Genomic DNA, 23,498 nt, shown 5'->3' with positions numbered 1-23,498 from the left:
GGCTACCTTTTTAATCAATTGTTACAGCTAATTCTTTAATCTTCAGAGATGGAGAACCGATGTAACCATAAAAATCCATTGGGGAAAATTCAAGATCTGATGCAACTTTTTCTACATCTTTTAATAAGTCAAAGAAATTTCCAGCAATGGTCATCTTGTTAGTAGGACTAGCAATTTTACCATTCTTAACATAAAATCCTTCTGCAGCTAAAGAGAAATCACCAGAGATAGAATTTGCACCAGAGTGCAGACCGGAAAGACTTGTTATTATAATCCCTTCCTTTAGATCACTATACAGTTCTTCTTTAGAGACTTCACTAGGTACTACATAAAAATTAGACGGTCTTACACCAATCGGATCGCGATAAGATAATTTATGCCCATGTCCAGTTGATTTAACTCCATCTTTCTTTGCTGTTTTTAAATTATGGAAGTATGTTTTTAACACTCCATTTTCAACAACTGTTAATGGTTTTGTAGGTACACCTTCCGAATCAAATGTGCTACTGCGAATCCCATTGGTTAAGTGTGGGTTATCTTGTAAAGTTAGAACATCTGCAGTAATCGTAGTATTTAACTTATCTTTTAACCTTGATTGGTCATCTTGTACTGATTTTGCTGAAAACGCTGGTGTAAATACGGCTAATAATTCACATGCTGTATTACTTTCTAATATTACCGGATACGATTTATTTGGATATGACTTTCCACCTAGAAGTCGCAAGCTTTTCTCACAAGCTTCTTTAGCTATATGCCTAGGATCAACAGACGAGAAATCATCTACTATTTTAAAATAATAATCTGATTTTGTTTCATCATTTTCTTTAACAACTACAGAGAAAACAAAGAAAAGGAAATTATTTTTATCGTTTAACTCAAGTCCTTTATTATTAAATAATGCTTTTTCAATTAATTGATCCTGGATAGCAGCATACCCAGTTTGAACGACCCTTGGATCATAATCATAAATATGTTTTTCTACTTGTTTTAAAAATTCAATCTTTTCTTCGATTGTAACTTCTGATAGTGTGGGTGAAAAAAAGTTTAAATCTTCGTATTCTGCTTTTCCATCAAATAATTCTCCGGGTTCATCTTCACTAATATTGGCATTTTCTATCATATTATGTAATAGAAAGGATACCGATGCATCATCCAATTTTTCGGTAAATGCTTCGCCCATTTTACCGTTAATAATGCCACGTGCAGAGACTCCATTTACAGTTGAAGAACGATAATCGTCAATCTCACCTTCATATATTTGACACCCAAAACTAGATAGCTTTTCATAATAAATCTCTAAATCTGAAAATCCTAATTTTTCACCTTCAGTAAAAAGTTGTTCGCGAAATACTTGTAAATCCATTAATTATTCGCCCCCGTTCCGCCTACAGTAATCTCACTAATACGAACCATTGGTTGACCAACATTTACAGGAATACTTCCGCTAGAAGCACCGCACATCCCAGCACCATGCCCTAAATTATTCCCAACCATATCAACCTTTTGAATTGTTTTAGCTCCATTACCAATTAGTGTTGCCCCACGTAATGGTTTGTCAATTTTTCCATTTTTAACGAGATATGCCTCTAATACAGCAAAATTATAATCTCCTGTCACTGGGTTTACTTGTCCACCACCTAAATACTTCGCATAGATACCATGTTCTGTATTGCTAATAATCTCTTCAGGTGTAGAAGTACCAGGAGCTATATACGTATTAGTCATCCGAGAAGTCGGAGCAAACTTGTAAGATTCTCGTCTCCCAGATCCAGTTGATTCAGAATTCATCCGACGTGCATTAAATTTATCAATCAAGTAACCTTTTAAAATACCATTTTCAATTAATACATTTTTACGTGCTTTTTCTCCTTCATCATCAATGTTAATAGAGCCCCATTCATTTGTTATTGTTCCGTCATCAATATAAGTTACTAGATCAGAGGCTACTTTTTCACCAATCTTATTGGCAAAGACAGAATTGTTTTTTGCAACTGAAGCTGCTTCTAGCCCATGCCCACATGCTTCATGGAAAATAACTCCTCCGAATTCGTTGTCAATTATCACTGGAAATTTCCCGCTAGGTGCAGGCTCAGCATTTAACATCGTGACCGCCATTCTTGCTGCCTCTTTTGCATAATGATTTAAATCTAGGTTTTCAATATATTCAAATCCTTGATGTCGACCAGGTCCATAGAAACCATCTTGCATATCATGTTCATTTGCTGCAATGGCATTAATAGCTAAGCGGCTTCTCACTCGTTTATCTTCTACATAGGTACCTTCTGAATTAGCAATTAAAACATTTTGCTCTTCTTCAACTAACGCAATGATTGCTTGAGAAATAGAAGAATGATAGTTTCGAACAATATCATCAGCGTTCCGTAACACTTGAAGTTTTCGCATCTTTTCTACACTGTTAGGCATTAATTCGATGGGATGTACGGAATTTATCAATTGTTTTTCATACGGAAGAACAATTGTATTTTCAGAAGTAGCTCCTTGAATCGCTTGTGCAGCAGCATTTGCTGCTTCTAATAGACCTTCTTTTGTTGCATCATTTGTGTATGCATATACACTATTGAGACCCTTGAAAACACGAATTCCGACACCGAAGTCGCGACCTGATAAACTTCCTTCTAGTTTACTGCTCTGTAACCTCATTAAATTTGTAAAGCGATCTTCTACAAATACCTCAGAAAAATCGCCACCAGTTGTTAATGCTTGTGTGAGTACATCTTCTAGTAGGGCTTTACTTAACATGTTATTCCTCCTTATTATAGTCTTTATTAATTATCTGAATTTATTATACATTAGTTGAATTCAGAAAGAAATTAAACTAGAGGTGGAAAGCATCTCAGACTTAAGTTGGAGGAATAAAAAAAAGCACCTTTGACGGTACTTTTTAGAGCAGATTAAAATGTTTTTCAAGTAAATAAGCGATCCATTTACATTGTTTGTTAGCTCGAATATTTTCAATTAGTCCCTTTATGATAGCTAGGTTAAATGAAGTATGATCAATTTGTTCCTTTAATAAAACTAAAGAATCTTTTTCAAGAGAGTCTTCGATATCATCAGCTATTGAGGACATTAAGGAAAGAAGTTGTTCTTTTGACATATCTTCAACTGAAAAATGCTGAAACATTTTACCCTGTTCTTCCGTAATGAACGGTGTGCTCATATAAGTGGCTAATATATTTGTTTTTTCAACTAGTGATTCTGCGGCTAATTCTTCGTCGAATGCAACTTTATTAAATAAAAGTAAGCTAGAGTAACTATTTAATAACCCTTTAATAGCTAAGATTAGGTCAAACTTTATATCATTTATTGCATCACCATATACTTTTTCTATGATAGTTAATATCGTTTCATTAGTTAATTGGTCATAGTAGCGCATTTTATCGAGTAACGCTTCATTCAATGAATATGTTTGTTCTTTCATAAGCAATCTGGCAAATTCTACATGATTGGAAAAAGCATGAAATGTCTTATAGAAGAATTGATATAAAGTATTCTCTTTTGTTTCGTTTCTGACCGTGTAGTCAAGTTCCGTTGAGAATTGTTGCATGTAATAATCGATTAAAGCAAGAATAAGTTCATCCTTAGATTTAAATGATAAGTAAAAGGCTCCCTTTGAAATACCACAATAATCGGTTATTTGTTGGACTGATGTAGCTTCAAATCCTTGTTTTGAGAAAAGTTCAACAGCTTTTTCCATTATCAATTGTTTTTTACTCATTTGTAAATTTCTCCTAAAATATCGTAGATTTAGTTGACAAAATGACCGGTTAGTCATTAGTATAAGAAAATGAGTCAATAAAGTCAATTTAGGGTAGGTGTAGATGTGAAAAATTTTGTAAACTTTGTAGTCAAGAATAAATTAGCAGTTTGGCTCTTGACGATTATTATTGTTATATCCGGTATTTATTCTGGAACAAGAATGAAAACAGAAATGATTCCGGACATCTCCATTCCATTTTTAATGGTAAGTGATGTTTATCCTGGGGCAACGCCTGAGAAAGTGATGGATGAAGTATCGATTCCAATTGAAAAAGTAGTGGAGAATTTAGAAGATGTAAAGGCTGTTTACTCCAATTCATATGCCAATATGGCAAGTATTCAAATAGAATATGATTATGGGGTAGACATGGATGAGGCCAAGAGAGCATTAGAAAGTGCGCTAGATAATGTAATGCTACCAGAAGACGCTCAAGAGCCAATGATTACTACTATAAGCATGGATATGATGCCAGTTGTTGTATTTAGTGTAAGTAGTGAATCTGAAGATATTGTCGAATTAACTTCAACTGTTGAGGAAATTCTACTACCAAAATTAGAAAAAGTAGACGGTGTAGCATCAGCAACAATCACTGGTCAACATATTGAGGAAATTGAACTACATTATGATGAAGAGAAAATGGCTGAGTTTGGAATAACAGAAGATGATGTTAAACAAATGATCCAAGCTAGTGACATGGCTATTTCTTTAGGATTATATGAGTTTGAGGAAGGGGAACAAGCAGTAGCAATCGATGGTAAATTCATGTCAGAAGAAGACCTGAAAGAAATGCTTATCCCAGTTACTCCAACAGAAACTCAAGCCTCACCATTCATTAAATTAAAAGATATTGCAACGGTTGAATTAGTAGGTAAAGTTCAGTCTGTGTCTCGTACAAATGGTGAAGAAGCAATTGCCATTCAAGTTGTAAAGGGGCAAGATGCAAATACTGTTGATGTTGTTAATGGTGTAAAAGAATTATTGGAGGAAGAAGAGAGCAATCTTCCAGGACTAGTTATTGATGTATCACTTGACCAAGGTGAACCAATTGAAGAATCAGTAGCTACAATGGTTGAAAAAGCCGTTTTTGGTGGATTAATTGCTGTTCTTATAATTCTCTTATTCTTACGTGATTTTAAATCTACAATAACATCTGTTATTTCAATACCTATTTCTATATTTATTGCATTAATGCTATTAAATTGGTTAGATATTACGTTAAATATTATGACACTTGGTGCAATAACTGTGGCAATCGGTCGTGTTATTGATGACTCGATTGTTGTTGTTGAAAATATTTATCGAAGAATTCACCTAAAAGAGGAAAAATTAACTGGTCGTGCCTTAGTAAGAGAAGCAACAATTGAAATGTTCAAACCAATTGCATCTTCTACATTAGTAACTGTAGCTGTATTTGCACCATTAATTTTTGTAGGTGGAATGGTCGGTGAATTATTTATCCCATTTGCACTTACGATGACATTTGCATTAGGTGGATCATTATTAGTAGCAATTACGATTGTACCTGCGTTGTCTCACACATTATTTAAGAAAAAACTTTATAGTGAGAAACAAGAAATTAAACATAGAGATGCAGGGAAATTGGCAAGTTGGTATAAAAAAGCTTTACGTTGGACATTAAATCACAAGATTATTACTTCAGCCGTAGCAATCATTATGCTAGTTGGTAGTTTAGCGCTTATGCCGCTAATTGGATTTAGTTTCTTAGGCAGTGAAGAAGAAAAAGTAATGTATTTAACTTATACACCAGCAACTGGTGAATTAGCTGAAGAAACGGAACGGAATGTAACTGAAGTGGAAGAAGAACTGTTAAATCATGAAGATATTGATATCGTTCAAGTTTCAATCACGGACAATGATCCACAAGCTGCTATGATGGCAGGTGGTGGCGGTGGTGGTGCGTTAATGTACCTCATATTTGACCCGGATATGGATAATTTCCCTGAAGCTCGTGAAGAAATTGAAGAGTATGTGTTCAATATTGGGCAGTCTGGCGAATGGAAGAGCCAAAACTTCTCTGCCATGGCATTTTCATCTAATGAATTAACGTATACTTTATACAGTGAAGATTTAGATAAACTAAATGAAGCTGTTACTATGGTTGAAGAAGTTATGAGTGAGAATGATGGGTTAAAAGACGTTTCATCTAGTAAAGAAGAGTCATATGTAGAATACACATTTAAAGTGGATCAAGAGGAACTGTTACAATATGGCTTAACGACAGGTCAAATATTTATGTTGTTAAATCCAAATCGTACAGATGATATATTAACTACGATTGAAAAAGATGGTCATGACTTAAACGTTATTGTGAAGAAAGAAAATGAAGTAGAAGCACCGAAATCAATTGATGATATGTTAGCTATCGAAGTTGAAACAGCACTGGGAATAACAATGCCATTATCTGAGTTAGTGACAGTAGAAGAAGGAACTACTTTAAATACACTCGCTCGAAGTGAAGGCGAATATTATGCATCAGTAACAGGTACGATTATTGATGATGATATTTCAAAGACTTCTGCTGAAATTGATGAAGCAGTTAACGAGTTAGACTTTCCAAAAGGAGTAACACAAGGTGTTGCAGGTGTATCTGCTGATATGGAAGAAACATTTACACAACTTGGATTTGCTATGCTTGCAGCAATTTTAATTGTATACTTCATTCTTGTAGTTACGTTTGGTGAAGGATTAGCACCGTTTGCGATTCTTTTCTCTCTACCTTTTGCAATTATTGGTTCCTTTGTTGGACTATTAATTGCTGGAGAAACTATCTCGGTTACTGTAATGATGGGATTACTAATGTTAATTGGTATCGTAGTAACAAATGCTATTGTACTTGTTGACCGGATAATCCGAATGGAACGAGAAGGGATGGAAATGCGAGAAGCGATCCTAGAAGCAGGTGCAACACGTCTTCGTCCAATCCTGATGACTGCTATAGCGACAATGGGTGCACTAGTACCGATGTTGTTTGGAAGTGCAGGTGGAGGATTAATTTCTAAAGGTCTTGCAATTACTGTTATTGGTGGTCTTGCAAGTTCAACATTATTAACATTAATTATCGTTCCAATTGTATATGAAATTTTATCTAAGCTGTTTAAGAAAAATCGTAAAGAGATTCAAGAGAACTAAGTATCATAATAAGCGATAAAAGTTAGCGGGGGAGCTTTAAATAGCACCCCGCTATTTTTATAAGCACATTAATAGCAATTCTCAATCTAGGTAGTGTACCATGTAAGAAGTATTTATTAGTTTAATAATTCAGTACACTAATAATTACATTTTTAGGGGGAAATAGGGGGAACATCAAATGAAAATTGTAGGACTTTCTGGTTCAATTGTTGGTTCCAAAACAAGGACAGCAATGGAATATACGATGAATTCAATAGCTAACAACTTTCCTAGTGTTGATGTTAATTTAATCGACCTAGCTGATTTTAATATACAGTTTAGTGATGGAAGAAATTATTTAGACTATAGTGGAGATACAAGATATGTAACTAGGGAGATCATGGAGGCAGATGCAGTCATTATTGGAACGCCTGTCTTTCAAGCTTCTATACCAGCAACATTAAAGAACATTTTTGATCTATTACCGGAAAAAGCATTATTAGATAAAGTAGTTGGAATTATTGTTACAGCTGGCTCATCCAAACATTTTTTAATGGCAGAACAACATCTGAAGCCGATTTTAGCATATATGAAAGCACAAATTATTCAAACGTATGTATTTATTGAAGAAAAGGACTTCTATCAAAAACAGATTATTAATGATGATGTTTTACTAAGAATTGATCGACTTGTGGATGATTTAATAACAATAACAAAAACCTACCAAAGCATTCAGAAAATAAAAGCAGCGGAATATGGATTTTAGTAGAATCTGGTAGAGACACCAGGTTTTTTTTATCTAATTTTAAAGGAGCATTTCCGATGAAGAAAACTATTGGAGTATTTGCGCATGTTGATGCGGGGAAAACTACTTTTTCAGAACAACTTCTCTTTCACTCAAACGCTATAAAACAACGTGGTAGGGTTGATCACCAAACTGCTTTTCTTGATGGTCACGATTTAGAAAAACAAAGAGGAATTACAATCTTTGCTGACCAAGCCATATTTCACTATAAAGAATCGACTTATTTTTTACTAGATACCCCTGGACATGTTGATTTTTCCCCGGAGATGGAGAGAACTATCCAAATATTAGATTATGCGATTATCATTGTCAGTGCTGTTGAAGGTGTAGAAGGTCATACGGAAACGGTATGGAATCTACTGAGAAAACATCAAGTTCCAATATTCTTTTTTATTAATAAATCAGATCGAGTCGGGGCCAATATTAATAAAGTACTTAGTGAAATTAAAATGAATTTATCAGAAGATGTTTTGGACGTATCAACATGGACTGAAAATTCTCTTCAGGATATTGAATTAATTGAATCACTAGCCGAGCGTGATGAGGAATTATTAAAATACTATTTGGAAAATGGATATTCTAATGAAGAGTGGGTAACTAAAACGCAAGAAATGATCAAGACTGGGAAGACTTTCCCTTGTACATTCGGTTCTGCGCTTCAAGATATCGGGATTCGAGAATTTCTTGATATGTTTAATCAATTAACAATTACAACATATAATAATCGAGGTGACTTTCAAGGTCGAGTTTTCAAAATTCGTTATGATATCTCAGGCAATCGATTAACTTTTATTAAATCTTTAAGCGGAAAATTAAAAGTTAGAGATGTTTTGCCATATGGGGACCAGGGAAATCAGTGTATTGAGAAAGTTATTGAGATTAGAAAGTATAATGGTGATAAATATAATGTAGTACAAGAAGTTCTACCTGGAGAATTATTTGCTGTAACAGGTCTGTCTAAAACAGAAGTAGGAAATGGAGTCGGTTCATTAAAGGAAAATGTTTCTTTTGAGTTAATCCCTACTTTACGCTCAAAAGTTGTATTTGAAGATGAAAAAATTAATATTAAAGAAGCTTTAGCTTATTTTAAGATGTTAGATGCTGAAGATCCTTCATTACAAGTTACTTGGGTGGAAAAACTACAGCAAATACAAATTCATGTTATGGGAATTATCCAATTAGAAGTTCTAGAACAAGTTGTTTTTGAACGATTTGGATTAAGAGTATCATTTATGAAACCAGAAATAATTTATAAAGAAACAATTGATTCTAGTATCATTGGCTGCGGGCATTTTGAACCTTTAAAACATTATGCTGAGGTTCATTTATCATTAGAACCAGGTCCAAGAAATAGTGGAATTCAATTCAGTAGTATTTGCCATGTCGATGATTTATCTGAAGGATTACAACATCTAGTTGAAAAACATGTACATGAACGTGAACATCATGGGATTATAACTGGTTCTGGATTGACAGATATTAAAGTGACCTTGTTAACTGGTAGAGCACATCATCAACATACAAGTGGTGGAGATTTTCGTGAAGCTACATTCCGAGCATTAAGGCAGGGATTAGAAAAAGCAAATAATGTACTGCTCGAACCTTATTATCGATTTATTATAAAAATACCTAATGACAAAATTGGTAGGGTAATAACAGATATACAGACAGCGCATGGAACGTTTGATGAACCGTTAACTAAAGAAGGGAACACTATAATAACAGGTACCGTACCAGTTGCAACATTTATGGATTATAGCTCCGTTCTTGCCTCTTTTACAAAGGGAAAAGGCACTATTTCTTTACAATTTGCGGGTTATGATATTTGCCATAATCGACAGGAAGTCATTGAATTAATGAATTACGATAAAGATAGTGACCCGGAATACACGTCTTCCTCTGTGTTTTGTGCAAAAGGGGCCGGTTTTAGTGTGAAATGGGATGAAGCGGAAAGTATGATGCATTGTAAGGTACATGAGTTAAATTAAACTATCTGCTTTCTTACATAAATACAGTTAAAAAAGGCAAAAATAAAGATAGTGTTGCTAGACATATTGACTGTAATGGAGGTTGGAGAAAGTGGCATATGTAAATTTACACGAAAAGCTTCAAGAAGCCAGTAGAATGCTTAAGGAAGCACAGGGTGCTGTAATACAGGCACAAGGACGTGACCTTGAGCCATTAGGACAAGCAGAACAAACTCTTATTCAAGTTGAGCGTGAATTGCAAAACTTACAACACCAAGCTGGAAGAGAAGCTATTGAGAATGCACAGTTTCAGCAAGCATTTGAATCACTTCATGATATTAGACAACAAGTACAAGAAGCACAACAAAATATTAATGACATTCCGTAACAATTTATGTAGAAGACTAAGAGTATAATCTTATGTCTTCTTTTTTTATAGGACTTTTGATTCAAAGTATTACAATATTTCCCCTTAATGAAACTTTTATTAGCCAATTGTCGTAAAAAGACTATACGATAAAAAAGGGGATGAATACTCTTGAAAAAATGGCTTATAAGTTTTACATTGATTGTACTGTCAATAGGTTTAGTAGCTTGTGGTGAAAAAGCAGAAGATGTTTATAACAAAGCGATTGAGACTTCAAATGAAATGAGAAGTGCTGAAGTAAGTACGGCATTGGAACAAGAAATCTCAATGGGGGATTTTGGTAGTATTATTATTGAAAGTGATATGGAAGGTTCAATTATCATTGATCCAATAGCAATGCATCAGAAAGGTACAATGGCTATGTCTATGGGAAGTGAAACTCCATTGGAAATGGATACTGAAATTTATTTCGTAGATGAGGAAATGTATGTTTATGAGTCTCTTTCTGGTCAATGGATTAAAGCGGATAGTTCATTAATTCCAATTGATACAATAACTGCAAATCAACCAGATGTATCTGAACAATTAAAGATGATGGAAAAATATATAAATGACTTTGATTTTAAAGAAAAAGATGACGAATATATTTTTACTTTAGATGCTGATGGAGAAGGTTTTATGGAGTTAACAGAAGAAATGCTAGAAAATTACTTGCCAGAAGAAGTTACAGCTGGTCTTGGTAATATAAATGAAATATTAGAAGATATGGAAATCAAAAAGCTATATATAGAGATGATCATTGACAGTAAGACTTATGAAATAAAACAGTATAATTTGGATATGGATATGACAATGACCGTCGAAGGTGAGACCATTGATATTGTCCAACATGTGGAGTCAGAATATAAAAGTATAAATACAATTGATAATATAGAGATACCAGAAGAAATATTAGAATCTGCAGTTGATGCAGGACTATAATAATTAGCTCGAATACAACCAATGTATTCGAGTTATTTTTATTATATAGAATTCGTAAGTGCTTAAAAATGAAATATAAATGTAATAACCTGCTAAAAAGCCTGAAATCTAGTAATGTTATAATCTAACTTGCTATTAATAATAATTTACTTACTAGAGAAATAGGAAGCAGGGGAAAAAAGTTGAGAAAATTAACTGTACTAACCTTGAGTTTACTATTTGTTTTCAGTGCTTTTACTAGCATTCAAGTTTTTGCTGCTGGGAATAATAGTTTAGAAGATATAAATAAAAAGCGAGAGAAAATAAAGAACGAATTAACAAGTGCACAAGCGGATATTTCAACAATTATGGCTGAAATAGATGAGTTAGATGTTGAGATAAATCGTGTTAATGAAGAAATACAAGAAAATATAAAATTAATAAATGAGACAGAAGAAAATATCAGTGCCACTATAAATGAAATTGAGCAGTTACAAGAAGAGATTAAGGAATTAGAATCTGATATTGAAAAGCGCCATGAAATATTAAACGAAAGATTATCATCTTATCAGAAAACTGGTGGACATATTAATTTTCTAGATGTATTATTTGGTTCGGATAGCTTCAGTGACTTTATTAGTCGAATTACGATGGTAAATACAATTACAAAATCTGATGCTGACCTAATTGAGGATTTAGAACTAGATATACAAATGGTTGAAGAAAAAAAGACCCTTTCTATGACTAAACTTAATGATTTAAATGGGATGAAAAAAGAACAAGAAGCTGCTCTGGCATTAATTGAAGAACAAAAGGCAGAAAATGAAGAGAGAGTTGCTTCGTTAGAAGAAAAACAAAATAACCTAATATCATTAATTGATCAATTAAAGAAAGAAGATAAAAGTCTTGCATCCGTTGAAACAGAAGTAAAAAGGAAAATGGCGGAGGCAAAAAAAGCTAGAGAATTAGAACTTCTTAGTAACAAATCCAATAAATCTAATGGTAAAAAAGACTCTGATTTAAAGCATGTTAATGGAAAAACAATAACCGTAACCTCTACTGCTTATACAGCAAAATGTAAAGGATGCTCTGGGATTACACATACGGGAATTAATTTAATTGAGAACCCCGATATGAAAGTAATTGCCGTTGACCCAACTGTAATCCCACTTGGAACAGTGGTTCATGTTGAAGGATATGGGTATGCAATTGCAGGAGATACTGGAAGTGCCATTAAAGGAAATAAAATTGATGTATTTCTCCCAAATAAAGCAGATGCACTAAAATGGGGAATACGCAGAGTCAAAGTGACTATACAATAATAGTGAGATGTGTTGTTTTGTTGGAGAATATCCGATATAACGACACATCTCTTTTATTTCTTAATAAGTTCGATTATAATGGTATGTATTTGATAGGAGGAAATTATTATGTCAGTTTTAAAGCAATTTAATCTTACAAGAACATCACTTCTTACTTTCATTAAGGATTTAGATAAAGATATGTTAGATCGTGACACAAAATATTTTGATAATACAATTCGCTGGTATGTAGGGAACACGTTATTAATGCATGAGAAACTACTATTTGTAAGTAAAAATTCTTATAAGTTGCCAGAACAATATCGAGATCTTTTTAGCTCAGATGTTAGTGCTAAAGATTGGTATGTAGAAGCACCAACATTGGAAGAGTTAATGGAGCAATTAGAAGATCAACAAAATAGAATTAACAATTTTGATGAACTTTTTTGGAAATCTGATGTTAAATTTAAAGTGCCTTATGGTCATGTGGAAACACATGGAGATTTATTAATCATGTTAGCTTATCGAGAAGCAGAGCTATTAGGTACTATAAAGACAATGAAACAATTCTACGATAAGTATTAAAGGAATACATAACATCTATATGCATTTTGGATTGATACAGAAACTAATTTAAATTATTTTATAAAAAAGGTATGAATTATTGGTTATAGGTGTTATAATAAGATTAACTTATTGATGTTCGTGGCAAATACAAGATTAGTGTAATAACTTATTAGTGATTATCGTCTTGAATTATTATCTAGAACTGAAATTAGTAATATTCGTGCTATTATGCACATGGAGGTTTTTTCTATGAACAAAGGTTCAGTAAAATGGTTTAACGCAGAAAAAGGTTTTGGATTTATCGAAGTTGAAGGTGGAGACGACGTATTCGTACACTTCTCAGCAATTCAAGGCGAAGGTTTCAAATCATTAGAAGAAGGTCAACAAGTTTCTTTCGATATTACTGAAGGTAACCGTGGACCACAAGCAGCTAACGTAGTTAAACTATAATAGCGATTAAAACCTCTTCTCATCTGAGAAGAGGTTTTTTTAATTTTTAAGTAGATAATTTATTTTCCATCCATTTACTCTTGTATATGTCCTCATACTCTTCAATATCTAATACTTCGATTGATCCTGACCAGTATAGAACTGTTCCAATAAAATCTCTTATATCAAGATCTTTCATTTCGTAAGTTTCACCAGTGTTTACAGTTCCTGTTGCATCTTCAATAAAAGTAACTTTAAACCCTCTGTCATAAGCTGAAATTGCAGTAAACATACAACAAAATTCAGTGTTAAATCCAGTGATAAATACTTGTTTAGTACCTAAACTATTCAACAATTCACTGAGATTTGTATTAAAGAAGGCACTCGGTGTTTCTTTTTCAACTACATAATCAGCATAATCCTTTAATTTAGGGTAAAGATTAGAACCATCAGAATTTCGGTGGAGTGTACTATCTTCCTGTTGATCAAAGTGTTGGATGAAAATAACTGGTGCATTAGAATTCTTAAAATCTTTTATTATATTTTCTATTAAAGAAATTTCCTTCGAGAAATCTCGGAAATTTACAATACCATTTTGTACATCGATAACGAGCAATACTCTATCCATATAATATCACCTTTCATTTTTGTTAACTATTTTGCGTTCTCATTTTTCCACACTGGCAAATCCCCCTAATTCTTATTTACTCTCTATATATTTCGCTATGAATTTAGTTTTTCCTGCTTACATAATGTTTTAATACTTAAATCTAGTTGTTTCTTAGTCAAGTTAACAGTTTGTTCAACAAAATTTGCTATTATATTGGGAAAAACGATAAAAGAAATGATACAATGATAGAAGTGTAACTGAGTAATATAGTCTTACATAGTGTAGGGCATTAGAAGGGAATATAAATTGTAACATGTCAAACGTTCAGGAAATAAAACAGACAATAGCAAAAACAATTAAAACAGGAATAATTACATCCAACCTTATACCAATGTTTGCTGGTTTAGTATTAGCAATGTATACGTATGATTATAAGATAACCGATAAGATACCAGAAATGATTTTTGCTAGTATTGGAACTGCTTTAATTATTGGAGCTGCAGGTGCTTTTAATAATTTATATGATCGAGATATTGATGCGATTATGCAACGAACAAAAGTTAGGCCAACTGTAACTGGTGCTATAAGTATAAAAACTACTGTATGGCTAGCAATCATTATGACTATTTTAGGCATTGGAAGTTTGTTATTAACTACTTGGTTAGCAGCATTATTAGGATTCTTAGGACTGTTTTTATATGTAGTACCTTATACGATTTGGACAAAACGAAGAACTATTTGGAATACAGAGGTAGGTAGCCTTTCAGGTGCAGTACCACCATTAATAGGTTGGGCTGCAATATATCCAGATATAAGTCATCCTGCTTTATTAGGTTTATTTATCATTGCAATAATTTGGCAAATGCCTCATTTCTATGCAATTGCCATCAGAAGACATGATGACTATAAAGCTGCAAATGTCCCAATGCTTCCAGTTGTTAAAGGGATTAAACGTACCTTTATACAGACGAATATTTATCTTACGATCTTAATTTTATCTAGTTTTCTATTAGGTACTTTAAGTAGGGGACTTATGTTCGTGGGATTGTTACTTGGTGGTATATGGTTAATTATCAGTATAGTAGCTTATAAACAAGAAGATTCAACTAAGTGGGCAAAGATGTTATTTATTTACTCACTTTTATATATGACTATGATGTTTTCGACCATTATCATTTATTCCTTAATGGGTATAATCTTTAATTTATAACAAAATATTAATTTTATATTGAGCAAAGTTATTCTAATTTATTAGATTAGCTTTGCTTTTTCTAGTAGGTGAAAAGTACTGGCTGTCAGAAATATAAATGAGAATTAAGTTTTATAGAATAATGAAATGGCCCCCTTATTTAATAAATATAAACAATTACTCCATTTGCACCCCAAAATAATCAAGACTTTATAATTAATTTTCATTCCTAAACAAGGAAAGTTATATCTTATAAAAATAGGACTAGATCAAAAAAGTCAATGAAATCAATAGGTTGTCAATTACTTACTGAATTTACTTATAACTTTTTCATTAGATACTATTTATTTATAACTAGTAATAATTAATCATTTTCAAATATTCAGAAAAATACCCCATAATTCGACGATATATGACATCCCCGATGGATTATAGTGTATTACAACAACAAGACTAGCATCTTAGAACAAGGCTTGACTTACTTTTTGAAGAAAGGAGGGCAAGTTTAGGGTTGGTTTTGTTGTAAAAAAATATCGGGGGAGGAATTTACTTGAAGAGAAGAAAATTCGCTAGAAGATTTAGTATTATTGCTACAATCTTAATGATTTTCTCATTGTTTACTCCTGCTTTTGCAGGTGCTGCATCAAATACCTCAATACATACTTCTTTAGTTGATACAAAAGAGGTAGTAGAAGCAAAAGTAAACAAAAACTTAATGACTGCATTTGAAAAAGATGAAGAAGTTAGGTTTTTAATTCAATTCAAAGATAAAGCTGATACTGCTAAGGCTGCACAAGATGGTCTTAAGCAAGCACAAAAAGCTAATTTATCAGCTTTTAACCAAGAATTAGCTCAGCGTTCAGCAGTTATTTCTGAACTTAAGGCAACCGCAACGACTTCACAAAGAAATGTTGTTAGCTTTTTAGAAAAGGAAGAATTAGCAGGTAATGTAAAAGATGTTGAAGAATTTTATATTATGAACATAGTAGCAGTTACTGCATCGAAAGAAATTGCTGAAAAAATTGCTTCGTTTCCAGAAGTAGAACAAATTTTACCTAACGAAAAACGTGAATTGGTTAAGCCAGTCTCTATGGAAACATCTTCTTTAGTTCAGCCACAAAATATTGAATGGAGCGTAGACCGAGTGAATGCTCCAGATGTATGGGGGCTTGGAATTGATGGATCTGGTGCAGTAGTTGCAAATATTGATACTGGTGTTGATTGGGAACACCCAGCACTAATGGAAAAGTATCGTGGTTACAACGCTGCAACTGGAGAAGTTGACCATACGTATAGTTTTTATGACGCTGTAAATCGCACAACTTCTACACCGCACGATATTGATGGTCATGGAACACATACGATGGGAACAATGGTTGGTAGCGAGTCAAATGGTTCCAACCAAGTTGGAGTTGCTCCAGGTGCTAAATGGATTGCAGTTCAAGCATTTACACCAAATGGTGCATATGATGATGATCTAATTGCAGCAGGACAGTGGATTTTAGCTCCTGGTGGCGATGCTTCAAAAGCTCCAGATGTTGTTAACAATTCTTGGGGTGGAGGATCTGGAATTGATGAGTTTTATCGTCCGATGGTAGAAGCTTGGAGAAACTCTGAAATATTCCCAGCATTTGCTGCGGGAAATACAACTTTATTTAACCCGGGTGGACCAGGATCTGTTGCCACACCTGCAAACTATCCTGAATCATTCGCTGTTGGTGCTACAGATAGTAATGATATGCTAGCTAGTTTCTCATTAAGAGGACCGTCTCCATATGGAGAATTAAAACCTGAAGTTTCTGCACCTGGTGTTGCAGTTCGTTCAGCAATTCCTGGCGGAGGCTATGCAAGTTATAATGGGACATCAATGGCAACACCTGCAGTTGCTGGAGTTGTTGCATTACTAAGAGCTGCTAATGCAAGCTTAACGGTAGATCAAATCGAACAAATCCTTATGGATACTGCAGTTCCACGAACAGATGATGAATATCCTGAAAGTCCAAATAATGGCTATGGACACGGAATTGTTGATGCATTTGCAGCTGTTTCTACTGTCGCTGATGGACTTGGCTCTGTAGAAGGTCAAGTTACAATGGACGGGGAAGATACAGAAGCTCCTGAATTTGAGCATGTAGCACCTTCTGAAACATATGCTGGTCTAGATTTAACATTAAATATAGACGTAAGTGACAATGTTAGCATAACATCTGTTCAATTACAGTATGGAGATCAAACTATTGATGCAACACGTACAAATGGGAACTTTAAAGCTGGAGAATATGAAGTGACAATTTCTGGTGATGAGCTTGAGGTAGGCACATTCACTTACAATTGGGTTATCAATGATTTTGGTAACAATGAAGTTGTGACTGATTCCTACGAAGTTGAAGTAAAACCAGGAATCTCTAATGGTTACTTTGAGGATTTTGAAACTAATCCAGTCGGATGGCAAAAGTTTGGTTCTAATAATGTATGGGAGTGGGGAGCACCTACTTCTGGTCCAGGAGAAGCTTACTCTGGTGATAACGTTTATGCAACTAATCTAGCTGGTGATTATGTAACTAATATGAATAATCATCTAGTAATGCCTCCAATCGATGTACCTACAGAAGGCAACTCTTTCTTACAGTTCAAGAGCTGGCATAATTTTGAGATAAGTTCTTCTGGTAGAGCATGGGATTATGGTGAATTGCAAATCTCTACTGATTTAGAAAACTGGACAACAGTTGAAGAGTTCGTTGGGGCTTCTGAAGGTTGGAACAGTATTGAGGTAGATTTACGTAATTATCTAGGTGAACGAGTATATGTAGGATTCTATGCATACTCTGATGGAAGTGTAACAAGAGATGGTTGGTATATTGACGATGTTTCTTTAACAGAAGAATCTATGTATAGTGGTGATGAAGTTGCACCAACATTTGAACATGATGCTCCTTTAGAGGCATATCGCAATATGGCTTTACCATTAAGTGTAATGGTTCAAGATGATTTACGAATTGGTGGAGCGACACTTTCATATTTAGATGCATCAGGTGATTGGCAAGAACTTGACGCAGAACTAAATGATGGAAGTGATTTGGAAGGTACTTTCTCTGCTGTTATCCCAGGAGAAGCTATGACTGGAGATGCGATTACGTATAAATGGTCGGTTAGTGATTATGCGGGTAACGTGGTAGAGAGTCCAGAATATGAAGTTCCATTAAGTGATGGTATTACTGTTGGGTACTCTGAGGATTTCGAAAATGACCCAGCTGGTTGGACGTTAATTGGCGCTAACAATGTTTGGGAACTAGGGGAACCAACATCTGGACCAAATGGTGCAGTATCTGGAGTTAATGTTTACGCTACAAATTTAGCGGGACAATATCCAACTAGAATGGATGGAACATTAATTATGCCGGCAGTAAGTGTACCGGAAGAAGGAGCTTATTTACAATTTAAGAGCTGGCATGAATTCGAACAATCTTCTTCAGGAACAGCATGGGATTATGGTCGAGTTGTTGTGTCAACAGATATGACTACTTGGACAACACTTTCTCAATTCAATGGTACTTCTGGAGATTGGGTTGATGCAGAAGTTGATCTATCAGAATATGCTGGGCAAACAATTAATGTAGGGTTCTATGCATACTCTGACGGAAGCATTACTAAAGAGGGATGGTATATTGATGATGTAGTACTATCTGATGAATCTCTAAATCTAGCAAATAACCCAGCTACAGACAAAATCACTACAAATAGTGAAGAAGAAGAAAAAGAAAAAGAAGCAGCTAAAGATAAAAACTCAGAGTCTAAAAATGTGGCTAAACAACAATCTACTGTAGAGGTAAATGCTGATAATGAAGTAAGTGGTTTACCATTAGCTGCAACGGTTTCAGTGCTTGAAAACGGACGCTCTGTTTCTACTAATCCACAAGATGGTTCATATACATTAATGTTACCATCCGGAGATTACACATTAGTTGCAGAAACTTACGGATTCCGAGCTCAAGAGCAAACTGTAACAGTTAATGCTGATGAAGTTGCTACTGCAAACTTCGTGTTAGAAGAGTTACCAAAAGCAACGGTTTCTGGTACGGTAACAAGTGAGAAGTCTGGTAATCCGATTGCAGGGGCTACACTTTTAGTTGTTGAAGATGCTAATATTGAACCTGTGCAAACAGACGAAAATGGTAACTTCTCCATTACTGCATATGAAGGAACATATACAATTAAAGTACTAGCACAAGATTACTATGGTCAGGAGCTTGAAGTAACTTTTGACCAAGATAAGACATTAGATATAGAGCTAGAGCCATTCTTTACTATTCCTGGTGGAGAAATTGGCTACGATGATGGAACAGCAGAAAATGCTCGTGCGTACTATGATGCTGGAAATGCTTGGGCTGTAAAAATGTCACTACCTGAAGGAAAAGAGCAAGCAATTGTTACTGATGGGGTATTCCAATTCCATGGTACAGACTGGCCAACACCAGGCGGAACAGAATTTGCTGTTGAAGTTTGGAGTGCCGGTGAAGATGGGTTACCAGCTGAAAAATTAGCTGGGCCAATCGAAGCAGAAGCAATTAGAGATCTAAACGAATGGACAGTTGTTGATTTAAGTGAACATAACATTCAAGTAAATGGAGATTTCTTCATGGTTTATGTTCAAACAATTGCCAATCCAAATGCACCAGGACTTGCAACAGATGAAAATAGTCCAAATGCAGGTAGAAGTTATCAAATGGTAAGTGGGGCATGGTCTCCATCACCTGCTGCTGAAGGTAACTATATGATTCGTGCAAGAGTAGCCTATGGAGTTACTGATCCAGTGATTACTTCACCAACTAACGGTTCATTTACAAATGAATCTAATGTAACGGTTGAAGGAACTGCATCTCATTCAACTTCATTAAGCTTACTAAATAATGGTTCAGAAGTTGGAAATGCTGAAATTGGTGATGATGGAGCGTTCAGCTTCGATATCGAATTAGAAGAAGGTCTTAACGAACTTCAAGCTAAGACATTCATTAACGACGAGGAAGCAACTGAATCAGAAACGGTTACGGTTACTCTTGATACAATTGCTCCTGATCTTGTTCTGTCAAATGTAGAAGATGGTGACAAAACAAATCGTGAAACTCTAACAGTTCAAGGCTTAGTTCAAGATGTGAATCTATCCACTGTTACAGTTAACGGCCAGGAAGCATCTGTTAATGAAGGGTTCTTCTCTCACCGTATTTTACTAGATAATGGAGAAAATACAGTGGAAGTAGTTGCAACGGATGCAGCTGGAAATACGACAACTAAAGTTGCAACAGTTATCGCAGATTTCGTTGCACCAGAAATTGATAATGTGACGCCAACAGAAGATAAAGAACTACAAGTGGGAGAAACTGTCATGATTACATTTGACAGTGAATCTGGTTTAGACGCTTCCTTTACAATTCATTTGCCTTTAACAAATATTCAAACAAATAATGTGAATGAACTTCCTATGCATGAAATGTCAGATGGACATTATGTAGCATATTGGACAGTACCAAGAGGTGTTGAAGCTAATGGTGCAGTTATTGAAGTTAAAGCAGTTGATAGCTTTGGTAATGAATCTAGAGCAAAAGCAGCTGGTAAACTGTTCATTATAGACGGAAGCGAAGATAATAGTCATCCTGGAAAAGCAAAAGGAAAGGATAAAGGAAAAGGCAATAACCCAGGAAAAGGTAAAGGGAACAATCCTGGAAAAGGTTTTGGATTAGGTAAAAACTAATTATTGTTTCTCTAACTTTATTAAGGTGTAGACGGTGTAGTATTAACCGTCTACACCTTTTTCCTATTATTAACAGCTATAAATATAGTTACATAGAGTATTGTTTTACTAATATGCAAGATGTGTGGATAATGTCGAATAGTTCCCGAACAAAAGAGATTGAATTTTAGCTAACTAGTCACTATAATAGTTCTATCTTGATATTTAGAAATACATTTGTACTCGAGGTGCAAACTATGGAATTTAATATTGGCCCGAGGATGGTCAAAACGGGGCTTGCTGTTGCATTAACTCTTCTCATCACAGACTTATTAGACCTAGATTTAGAGATTGTGGCTGCAATTGCTGCTGTATTAGCTATGCAACCTTCAATCATGCGATCCTATGCTTATATTAAAGAAGTCGTAATATCCAATAGTGTAGGTATCATTTTTGCGTTAGCAGGATATTTTTTATTAGGAAACCATCCATTATCTGTTGGTGCGGTTGTTATTATTTCAATTGCAATTAATATTAAAATAGGGCTAAATAAGACTGTAAGTTTAACAGTTCTAACCATTATTACAATGATGCTTGGTGGTTCAGGTGGTATTAGTTACTTGTATATTATTGAAAGAGTATCATTAGTAGCAATTGGAGTATTGGCTGCCTTTATAATCAATGCGTTAGTCATGCCACCAAATCATAAAAAAATATTATTTTCTATGATAAAAAAAGCTAGTGAACAGACTAATTTTCTACTGCGAGTAATCTCGAACAAAACGATGAGTGTACCTCAGATGAGGGTTGAGGATAAAGAAGCAGAGAAATTAATTAATGAAGCAAAAAGCTATTATGAAATTATTTCAGATGAAAGAAACCGTTTGTTTATTCGAAAACGGATTAATTTTTTTCGTAATATTATTATTTACAAACATATGATTCAAGTGTTATGTAAGAAACATACATTAATTCGTGAATTAGAAAAAAACTTTAATGAAATAGAAATGATGCCATCTAATAAATCCCAATTAATTAAAAAGTTGATTCTAGAAATTAATGCTTATAGTGAAAATATAATATTATTATACGAGGGAAAAATTGTCCTAGATAAAGATTTGCAAAAAGAAACTAAGGCAGCAATGCAGGTTACAATCAACAATTTAATTGATGAGTTACAAGGAGCGGAGTTCGCGAAATGGGCAATTGTATTTCCAATTGCGAATAGTATTATCGAGTTATTTTTTGAATTGAATAAATTAGAACGATTTGTACGATTTAGAGAAGGAAAAGAAAACTAAAAATAATGACCTAGTATGTAGTAAATTTATTCATACTAGGTTTTTTTAAATTAAAAAGAGTAAATCTCCTCAATATGAGCTTTAATTGTGACTAAATCAATTAAAGCTTGTGTTCGATCTTCTTCTTGAATGGTTACAAACAAACGGTTCATACTTTCTTGAATTCCTTCATACTCATTTTCATCTCCAAAAAGTTGTAATTTCCATAGGTTTTTCTCAAAGTAACGGTGAAGCTCCTCTAAATATTGCTGTGAATTCTTCCAATTGTCATTGGAAATCTCTTGTTCTAATACCTCTACTTTATTGAAAAAATTCTTTCCACCAATTGGTTCATTACAAGCAGATAAAAGTAAAATTAACAGTACAAAGAGGCTAATTCTTTTATACATATACATCCTCCTATTTATGAATGTTATTTCTATAATATCCAATACTACAAAATAAATGTTTTTGTAAAATTTCATGGGTCGGAGGATAAACTACATGCCTGAATACGTATTAACAATCATCCGCTCCGTTATTGCTTTCATACTATTACTTATTATGGCGAGGATAATGGGGAAAAAACAAATCTCTCAATTAACATTTTTTGATTACTGTGTTGGGATAACAATAGGTTCTATTGCAGCAAGTCTGGCTGTCGATCAAGGTATTAAGATAACCAATGGATTAATTGCTCTATTAATTTGGGGAATAATACCATTAGTACTAGGAGTACTTGGATTGAAATCGAAGTGGTTTCACCAGCTTACAGATGGAAAAGCAGATGTTGTTATAGAAAATGGGCAAATATTAGAAAAAAATTTACGGAAAAATCAACTAGCTATCGAGGAATTAATGATCCTTCTACGTGAGAAAAATGTGTATAACATAGAGGAAGTAGAAATGGCTATTTTTGAAACGAATGGACAAATAAGTGTACTAAAAAAATCTGAAGTCCAGCCTGTTACTCCTAAATTGTTAGGCACCCCAGTGAAAAGAGACCATGGTCCAACTATTATTATTTCTGATGGGCATATAATGGAAAATAGTATAAGTAAACTGGGTATCTCAAAAGAGTGGATTTTGGCTGAAATTGAAAAACAAGGGGCATCGAAATTAGAAGATGTATTTTTAGCACAAGTTGATTCAATGGGAAATGTATATGTTGATCTATATGAAGATAACCTAAAACGAAACACATTGAAACAGAAACCTAATGTTGCTGCATCATTGAAGAAAATAAAAGAAGAATTTGAAACTATTGCAATACAGTCAGAAGATCAAAAGGTAAAAGAATTGTATACACGGGAAGCGGAAAAATTACAGCTTATGATAGAAAATATTTCACCTAATATAAATAAATAATTATGTCAAAAGGAGGCAAAAAA

Annotated in this window: 17 protein-coding genes; 12 read left to right on the top strand and 5 right to left on the bottom strand. The window is 34.1% G+C overall.

Translation table 11 applies throughout. The features are described 5' to 3' along the window. Window positions 1-10: 10 nt before the first annotated feature. The 3 genes from IEV35_RS12925 to IEV35_RS12915 form a co-directional block, all read right to left on the bottom strand. Window positions 11-1,363 carry a TldD/PmbA family protein gene (locus IEV35_RS12925; RefSeq protein WP_188385073.1) on the bottom strand — a complete coding sequence of 451 codons (1,353 nt, stop codon included), beginning with the start codon at window positions 1,361-1,363 and terminating at the stop codon, window positions 11-13. Further along, on the bottom strand, window positions 1,363-2,760 hold the full coding sequence (locus IEV35_RS12920; protein ID WP_188385072.1) for a TldD/PmbA family protein: 1,398 nt from the start codon (window positions 2,758-2,760) through the stop codon (window positions 1,363-1,365). Before IEV35_RS12920 ends, IEV35_RS12925 begins: the two co-directional genes overlap by 1 nt. A 142-nt stretch (window positions 2,761-2,902) precedes the next feature. Further along, window positions 2,903-3,736, bottom strand: coding sequence for a TetR/AcrR family transcriptional regulator (locus IEV35_RS12915; RefSeq protein ID WP_188385071.1), 834 nt, complete (start codon window positions 3,734-3,736; stop codon window positions 2,903-2,905). Window positions 3,737-3,841: 105 nt separating this feature from the next. On the opposite strand from IEV35_RS12915, the gene IEV35_RS12910 reads away from it, so the two are divergent. From IEV35_RS12910 to cspD, 8 genes are all read left to right on the top strand, one after another. Further along, window positions 3,842-6,928 (top strand): efflux RND transporter permease subunit, encoded by a 3,087-nt coding sequence (locus tag IEV35_RS12910; protein WP_188385070.1) that lies wholly within the window; start codon window positions 3,842-3,844, stop codon window positions 6,926-6,928. Window positions 6,929-7,106: 178 nt separating this feature from the next. Beyond that, window positions 7,107-7,673, top strand: a complete 567-nt coding sequence (locus tag IEV35_RS12905) for an NADPH-dependent FMN reductase (RefSeq protein ID WP_188385069.1) — start codon at window positions 7,107-7,109, stop codon at window positions 7,671-7,673. 56 nt (window positions 7,674-7,729) lie between these two features. Beyond that, the gene (locus tag IEV35_RS12900) at window positions 7,730-9,700 is read left to right on the top strand and encodes an elongation factor G (RefSeq protein ID WP_188385068.1); all 1,971 of its coding nucleotides are present in this window, start codon (window positions 7,730-7,732) and stop codon (window positions 9,698-9,700) included. A gap of 91 nt (window positions 9,701-9,791) precedes the next feature. Next, a complete protein-coding gene (locus IEV35_RS12895; RefSeq protein WP_188385067.1) occupies window positions 9,792-10,067 on the top strand; it encodes a hypothetical protein in 276 nt (91 codons plus the stop codon). A 150-nt stretch (window positions 10,068-10,217) separates the two neighbouring features. Further along, window positions 10,218-11,027 carry a DUF6612 family protein gene (locus IEV35_RS12890; protein WP_188385066.1) on the top strand — a complete coding sequence of 270 codons (810 nt, stop codon included), beginning with the start codon at window positions 10,218-10,220 and terminating at the stop codon, window positions 11,025-11,027. Between the two features lie 182 nt (window positions 11,028-11,209). Next, complete coding sequence (locus IEV35_RS12885; protein WP_188385065.1) at window positions 11,210-12,328, top strand: PcsB-like coiled-coil domain-containing protein; 1,119 nt, start codon at window positions 11,210-11,212, stop codon at window positions 12,326-12,328. A 108-nt stretch (window positions 12,329-12,436) separates the two neighbouring features. Next, complete coding sequence (locus tag IEV35_RS12880; RefSeq protein ID WP_188385064.1) at window positions 12,437-12,892, top strand: DinB family protein; 456 nt, start codon at window positions 12,437-12,439, stop codon at window positions 12,890-12,892. 231 nt (window positions 12,893-13,123) lie between these two features. After that, on the top strand, window positions 13,124-13,324 hold the full coding sequence (gene cspD, locus IEV35_RS12875; protein ID WP_188385063.1) for a cold-shock protein CspD: 201 nt from the start codon (window positions 13,124-13,126) through the stop codon (window positions 13,322-13,324). A gap of 46 nt (window positions 13,325-13,370) precedes the next feature. Here the strand turns inward: cspD and IEV35_RS12870 are convergent, their stop codons facing one another. Then, window positions 13,371-13,931 (bottom strand): cysteine hydrolase family protein, encoded by a 561-nt coding sequence (locus tag IEV35_RS12870; RefSeq protein ID WP_188385062.1) that lies wholly within the window; start codon window positions 13,929-13,931, stop codon window positions 13,371-13,373. 295 nt (window positions 13,932-14,226) lie between these two features. On the opposite strand from IEV35_RS12870, the gene cyoE reads away from it, so the two are divergent. The 3 genes from cyoE (at window position 14,227) to IEV35_RS12855 (ending at window position 22,128) form a co-directional block, all read left to right on the top strand. After that, entirely contained in the window at window positions 14,227-15,123 is an 897-nt protein-coding gene (gene cyoE, locus IEV35_RS12865) for a heme o synthase (RefSeq protein WP_188385061.1), read from the top strand. A gap of 529 nt (window positions 15,124-15,652) precedes the next feature. Continuing rightward, a complete protein-coding gene (locus tag IEV35_RS12860; protein WP_188385060.1) occupies window positions 15,653-20,848 on the top strand; it encodes a S8 family peptidase in 5,196 nt (1,731 codons plus the stop codon). Window positions 20,849-21,084: 236 nt separating this feature from the next. After that, the gene (locus IEV35_RS12855; RefSeq protein WP_188385059.1) at window positions 21,085-22,128 is read left to right on the top strand and encodes an FUSC family protein; all 1,044 of its coding nucleotides are present in this window, start codon (window positions 21,085-21,087) and stop codon (window positions 22,126-22,128) included. Between the two features lie 50 nt (window positions 22,129-22,178). On the opposite strand, the gene IEV35_RS12850 is transcribed toward IEV35_RS12855, so the two are convergent. After that, on the bottom strand, window positions 22,179-22,517 hold the full coding sequence (locus tag IEV35_RS12850) for a DUF4363 family protein (RefSeq protein ID WP_188385058.1): 339 nt from the start codon (window positions 22,515-22,517) through the stop codon (window positions 22,179-22,181). Window positions 22,518-22,611: 94 nt separating this feature from the next. Between IEV35_RS12850 and IEV35_RS12845 the strand changes: the two genes are divergently transcribed. After that, window positions 22,612-23,475 (top strand): DUF421 domain-containing protein, encoded by an 864-nt coding sequence (locus tag IEV35_RS12845; RefSeq protein ID WP_188385057.1) that lies wholly within the window; start codon window positions 22,612-22,614, stop codon window positions 23,473-23,475. Window positions 23,476-23,498 lie beyond the last annotated feature (23 nt).

Source organism: Ornithinibacillus halotolerans (genome assembly GCF_014637405.1).
Taxonomy (GTDB): domain Bacteria; phylum Bacillota; class Bacilli; order Bacillales; family Amphibacillaceae; genus Ornithinibacillus; species Ornithinibacillus halotolerans.
The sequence above is the reverse complement of the archived record's forward strand: the minus strand, read 5'-3'. Positions and strand labels throughout refer to the sequence as shown.